The sequence below is a fragment of the Acinetobacter sp. S4397-1 genome, assembly GCF_024129285.1.
In the GTDB taxonomy this organism is placed as follows: Bacteria; Pseudomonadota; Gammaproteobacteria; order Pseudomonadales; family Moraxellaceae; genus Acinetobacter; species Acinetobacter lwoffii_C.
Window position 1 is genome coordinate 1 of the sequence record NZ_JAMXXZ010000055.1, and the last position, 6,456, is coordinate 6,456.

The window sequence follows — 6,456 nt, forward strand, 5'->3', positions numbered from 1 at the left end:
GGGAATTTATACAGTGTATCCAAATAGCTTGTTGCCATTAAAAGCAAAGAAGCGCTGTAAACTGGATCCTGAACTAAAAATCTATAATCAGGAGATCAATAAAAGAAGAATTGGGATTGAGCATGTATTTGGCAGTTTGAAAACCTTCAAAATTCTTGCTGAGCGATATCGCAATCGAGGCAAAAGACTAGGATTAAGATTCAATTTAATTGCGGGAATCTATAACTTGGAGCTGAGTAAAAAATGACTTATGAAAGAAGTCTATTAAAAATCATTCATATTACTTCCAATATTTAAGCTTAGATGTCTGCCCAATTCCGACATTAAAAGTATTTGTTGGATCAAGTTTTTTATAATGATTTTTCAATGCAGGCTTAGCTACATATAAGTGTCCAACATTATGCTCTGCTGGATACTCAGCCCCACGATTATCTAATAAACGCCACATTGCATGTTCCATAGCTAAAGGATCAACATTTTTTTTAACAATGTAATCTTGATGGAATACATGACATAAAAAATGTCCGTAATACAATTTATGTAAAATCTGCTCATCCATTTCTTTAGGTAAGGTTTCTACCCATTCACGATCATTCCGGCGAAGTGCGATATCCAATGCAACAATATCTTCGACTTCTGATCGATGCGTATCTCGATAACGAATTGCAGCACCTGCAACCGCAAAACGATGTAAAAATGCTTTTCGCCCTTCATCTTCATCACAAAGGAAATAATCACCAGTTTTGTGATGATCAAAGTACCTTTCTAAAAATGCCTCTACTGCAGCCACATCTTGATCTTCAATACGTAGTATCAAATGATGTTCATATAAATTTCGAAATGCATTCATACGCTTCGGCAAGTGCGAAGGTAGAAACTTTGTCAGCAACTGCAAGAATTTATCAGAAAGACCACGCATTTTAAGTTTTTCAAGATAAGCATCTATTTTATCTTTCATTGCAAATGCAGCAGGCACTTTGGCTGTACCGAATTTCTCGATAAACATAAAAGTATCCTTACCATATTCAGCACCAATGTCATAAGCAACACGATGAATATACTCACCAGCAATAGGGATACGCGGTAAATCCTTCAGTAAAAAACGACGGATTTCGGTTAAATCCTCTTGGCGATTACTCCCCACATAAAACACTTGACTTGAAGTTCTCTCAAACGTATCTAAACGTACCGCAAACACACAGACTTTACCCGCTGAACCCGATGCTTCAAATAAACGAGATGGATCAGCATTAAAACGTGCCGGTGTGTTTTCATCAACTTTCGCCACATCTTTAATATAACGATGGTCTGATGCATAGCACTGACTCTCATTTTCGATGTCGGTAATTTGATATTTTCGTTGTTCCAAATTCGATAAGATTTCCTCAGGGGAATGCCCCAGATTAACACCTAAATGATTGACTAATTCAAGCGAGCCTTGATCATTCACCCTTGCATATAATGCAAGTTCTGTGTAAGCAGGTCCACGACGCACCAATGCTCCACCAGAGTTATTACACACGCCTCCTAAGACTGAAGCGCCGATACAAGATGAACCAATGACTGAATGAGGTTCACGATTAAAAACTGCTAATTCTTTTTCTAAACGATCCAAAGTCGCACCTGGTAAACAAATGACTTGCTTACCTTCATTGATTACTTGAATACCACTTAGACGACGAGTACTCATCAACAATACTGGACGGTCGTAATCATCGCCGAATGGGGTTGAGCCACCCGTAAGTCCTGTATTCGCAGCTTGCATGATTACGATACAACCATCGTCAACCGCTATTTTTAATACTTTCCATTGTTCTACCAATGTCCCAGGAATAACGACAGCTAAGACATTCCCTGCACCGTAACGGCGACCTTGGCGATACAAACGAGTATCTTTCTCGCCAGTCATTACATTTTTTTTACCAACAACATCAATCAGTTTTTGAATTGTTTGTTGAGAAGAGGATTGAATGTTTATCATTTTTAAGTCTTCTATTTTATAAATGCCCAAATAATTTAATTTTCTCACCTAGGTATCTTTTAAAATTCAGCTCAAGTGACGATTGGGCGAGATTCTTTCTAAACTATTAAGGCCTCCTTTTTAAAAGGAAGCTTTTCACCTAAATTATTCGGATAAGAATCTCTTTTTTCCAAGGAAGTTTGGCAGGAATTTACTAAAGTGGGTAATTAAATTGCTTACTCTTTTTCTAACTTAACCAAACAATCCGATGTAATATCTGCAATGGTTCTTGCACCAGTCAATGTCATTGCTACACGCATTTCTTTCTCAATCAAATCTAGTAAATTACTTACCCCAGCACCGCCGGCAGCACCAAGTGCGTATACAAATGCACGACCAAGCATGCAAATATCTGCACCCATAGCCAACATACGTACTACATCAAGACCGTTACGAATTCCTGAATCTGCTAAAATTTTAATGTCACCTTTAACCGCACTTGCAATTGAAGGAAGTGCACGAACAGAAGACAACACACCGTCAAGCTGGCGACCACCGTGATTGGAGACCACAATTCCATCTGCTCCAAAACGTACTGCATCCTTAGCATCTTCAGGATCTAAAATTCCTTTAATAACCATAGGACCCTCCCAATAATCACGAATCCACTCAAGATCTTTCCAAGAAATTGAAGGGTCGAAGTTATTGCCCAGCCAACCGATATAATCTTCAAGACCTGTCGGCTTACCTAGATATTTTGAAATGTTACCTAAATCATGTGGACGCCCTAATAAACCGACATTCCAAGCCCAGTGTGGATGCATACATGATTGCATATAACGGCGCATTGCAGCATTTTTACCACTCATCCCCGAATGTGCATCACGGTAACGCGCACCTGGAACGGGCATATCTACTGTGAATACTAAGGTAGAACAGCCTGCTGCTTTAGCACGTTCCAAGGCATTTTTCATAAATCCACGGTCACGTAGTACATACAGTTGAAACCACATTGGACGTTGAATCGCAGGTGCCACTTCTTCAATCGGACAAACTGAAACTGTTGATAAGGTAAAGGGAATGCCCTTTTTATCTGCGGCAACAGCGGCTTGAACTTCACCGCGACGTGCATACATACCCGTTAAGCCTACAGGTGACAATGCCACTGGCAATGCCAAATTCTCACCAAACAATTGCGTTTCTAAGCTCAGCTCAGACATGTTCTTTAACACACGTTGACGTAAAGCGATTTTTGATAAATCCTCCACATTACGCTTTAAGGTATATTCCGCATAGGCACCACCATCAATATATTCAAATAAAAATGGTGGTAAACGACGTTTCGCAGCTTCACGATAGTCATTTGCAGAAGAAATAATCATAATTTATGTCCTATTTAATCGACTCGAACGTTGACGACGTGCTTCTTCCTCATCGATCATACGTACGCGTTGAACAACAAATTCAATATGCCCACAAGCTGCCTTACGAGCAGCCTTTGAGTCTTGACGTTCAATTGCGTCCATCACCTCAAAGTGTTGGTCATACAATTGTTCAAAATGTTGTGGTGTGGTGTAAACTTTACGTCGCCCCAACATCACATTGTCTTGTAATAAATCAAACAAACTACGCATCATTTGGATCAACACTAGATTGTGGGATGCTTCTGCAATCGCCAGATGAAACTTTGCATCCGCTATTGCTGCATGAGCATCATCACCTAAAGCCTGAAAATGGCTAATCTGCTCAAAACACTGACGAATATTGATCAAATCACTGGGGGTAGCACGTTGTGCCGCATACCATGCTGTACCACCTTCAAGCACCATACGAGCTTCTTGTACATCAAAACGATATTCAGGATCTTGATCCATCAATCCGGATAATGGCTCAACGATTTGATGCTGTGACCAATGTGCAGGCAACTGCTTTAAATAGGTACCTGCACCCGCTTTGCTCTGAATAATTCCTGCGGCAATCAGCTGTTGAATCGCCTCACGTAAAGAGCTACGAGACACACCCAACTGTTCACAGAGTTGGCGTTCAGCAGGCAATCGCTCTCCGATTTGCACATTATTTTTTTCAATCAATAGACGTAAACGCTGTACTACTTTGTCAGAGACTTTCATTCTTTTCCTTGACCCGTTTACGGAATCATCCACGGGAAAATATAAGCTTGTAAGGTCACAATAATACCAATCATGATCGTAAAGATAATGCTGTGCTTTACTGTAAATCTGAATAAATCAGATTCTTTACCAACCAAACCCACTGCCGCACAAGCAATTGCAATCGATTGAGGGGAAATCATCTTACCTGTTACTCCACCACTGGTATTGGCAGCAACTAATAAAACTTCAGGCACGCCGATTTGCTGTGCTGTAGTTGCTTGTAACGCTGAGAACAATGCATTAGCTGAAGTATCTGAACCTGTAAGAAACACTCCGACCCAACCCAAGAATGGTGAGAAAAAGGTGAAAGCTTGACCCGTATGTGCCAGTGCCAAAGCAAGTGTCGCTGACAGACCTGAATAGTTGGCAATGAACGCAAAAGCTAGCACCATACCAATCGAATAAATTGGTGTTTTCAGTTCATTCACTGTTTCAAAGAATGTCGAAATTGCCGCTTTAGGTTTCATTTTTAAATAAATAATCGTGAGTAATGCCGCCAACATAATTGCTGTACCCGTTGCCGATAACCAATCGAACTTATAAATCGCATCATAATCTTTAATTTCAGGCACAACAGGCGGCAGCTTTTGAATCAATTGATGCAGATACGGCACTTTAATTGAAATTACAAAATCACTTAGGGCACCATCTTTAATAAATAAATCTTTAAAAGGTTTGATGCTCCAGACCGTCACCATTGCTGTAAGTATCAAAAATGGAGACCAAGCTTTGGCTATCTGTCCCACACTATATTGCTTACGAGCTTGCTCGATAATAGTTTCATCTACCCGTATATCTTTATCCTGAAAACGAAAAATATGTTTTGGTTTCCAATACTTAAGCAATATAGTTAAACTGATCAATGATGCAATTGCAGCAGTAATATCGGGTAACTCAGGCCCAACAAAATTTGATGTTAAATATTGTGCTAAACCAAAAGATAAGCTTGCAACTAAAATAGCAGGCCAAGTTTCTTTAACTCCACGCCAACCATCCATGATTGCCATGATCCATATCAATACAATTGGCACCATAAAGGGTAACTGACGACCCACCATTTGACTGATTTCCATGGTATCAACACCTGAAACCTGCCCAGCCACAATGATCGGAATTCCCATTGCACCGAAAGCAACAGGTGCAGTGTTTACTATCAGACATAGCCCAGCCGCATACAAAGGCTTAAAACCGAGTCCTACCAATAATGCCGCAGTAATTGCCACAGGTGCACCAAAACCTGCTGCACCTTCTAAAAACGTACCAAAAGCAAATCCTACTAATAACATTTGCAGACGTTGATCTTCTGTAATTGATAGAATAGAGGAACGAATAACCTCAAACTGTCCTGTTTTCACTGAAATCTTATATATAAAAACCGCACCGATAATAATCCATGCAATTGGCCACAGTCCGTAGAAGAAGCCATATACCATTGATGCCAATGCCATTTCGATTGGCATTTCATATAAAAATAATGAAACCAGAAAGGCTAAAAAAACAGTAATTGTCGCGGCTACACTACCCTTCATGCGAAAAATAGCTAACGCTAAAAAAAAGAAAACAATTGGAACTAGCGCAATAGCACTCGAAACCCAAATATTACTCATGGGATCATAAATTTGTTGCCACTGTTGAAGCATTGTCTACTCCTTGAAATGCTTAACTACTAGATTGAACAGTTCATTATACTTATAAATCAAACTGGTATGACCAATTTAGGTAATTAAGGAATAAAATGGACATTTAGAGCGATTATATTAGTAATAGTAACCTAAAAACACAAGAAAGATAACTTAACTTAATATTTGGTATGACCAATTCTGTAATTTATTAAAATCTTATACGTTATTAGAAACTTAAGAGATGTATATAAATCAATCTATCCGCACCACATAATTGCGGTTGGAATAGAGACTCTATAACTTTAGTCTTATAATGAATTGGATAAACATAAATTACTAAATTTCCTAACTTTCATAAGCTTGGTTGTGCAGCCCAATGTTTTTAGGGCTTATTCAGCATTTAATTTTGTAAATGAGTAAACCTGTACCTAAACTTTATCGTACAAATAATTGATCCTCTTCTCACCAAGCCCGAGTAAATTGAGAAGATATCTTGATTTGACTTGACTCAACGACCGAATGGTCTGCTCAACATGAGCCATACCTCGTTAATATATGGACCAAATTTGTCTAGGAGATTGGTGGCTGTTCAGAATTTAATTTAAAATTAACCGTAAGCATCCGCTGAACGCCATCGCCAAGTTTTAACGGGGTTCAGGTTTCCAGCGGTGAGGTAGTAATTCTTCTATTTGGGGCACTTTAT

The 6,456-nt window shown here is 39.3% G+C and carries 5 protein-coding genes; 1 reads left to right on the top strand and 4 read right to left on the bottom strand.

Features of this window, described 5'->3' with window-relative positions; translation table 11 throughout:
• The coding region (locus NI467_RS14135; RefSeq protein ID WP_253153461.1) for a transposase family protein at positions 1-247 on the top strand (247 nt) is incomplete at its 5' end.
• 33 nt (positions 248-280) lie between these two features.
• Here NI467_RS14135 and dld read toward each other — a convergent pair.
• The 4 genes from dld to lldP form a co-directional block, all read right to left on the bottom strand.
• On the bottom strand, positions 281-1,981 hold the full coding sequence (gene dld, locus NI467_RS14140; RefSeq protein WP_253153463.1) for a D-lactate dehydrogenase: 1,701 nt from the start codon (positions 1,979-1,981) through the stop codon (positions 281-283).
• 215 nt (positions 1,982-2,196) lie between these two features.
• Positions 2,197-3,342: an FMN-dependent L-lactate dehydrogenase LldD gene (gene lldD / locus NI467_RS14145; protein ID WP_253153462.1), complete on the bottom strand. Its 1,146-nt coding sequence runs from the start codon at positions 3,340-3,342 to the stop codon at positions 2,197-2,199.
• Positions 3,343-3,345: 3 nt separating this feature from the next.
• A complete protein-coding gene (lldR, locus tag NI467_RS14150) occupies positions 3,346-4,089 on the bottom strand; it encodes a transcriptional regulator LldR (protein WP_174659102.1) in 744 nt (247 codons plus the stop codon).
• A gap of 17 nt (positions 4,090-4,106) precedes the next feature.
• Entirely contained in the window at positions 4,107-5,771 is a 1,665-nt protein-coding gene (lldP, locus tag NI467_RS14155) for an L-lactate permease (RefSeq protein WP_174659101.1), read from the bottom strand.
• Positions 5,772-6,456 lie beyond the last annotated feature (685 nt).

Coding starts and splice junctions, on each gene's coding strand:
- dld (WP_253153463.1), bottom strand. CDS start 1,981: ATGATAAACATTCAATCCTCTTCTCAACAAACAATTCAAAAACTGATT.
- lldD (WP_253153462.1), bottom strand. CDS start 3,342: ATGATTATTTCTTCTGCAAATGACTATCGTGAAGCTGCGAAACGTCGT.
- lldR (WP_174659102.1), bottom strand. CDS start 4,089: ATGAAAGTCTCTGACAAAGTAGTACAGCGTTTACGTCTATTGATTGAA.
- lldP (WP_174659101.1), bottom strand. CDS start 5,771: ATGCTTCAACAGTGGCAACAAATTTATGATCCCATGAGTAATATTTGG.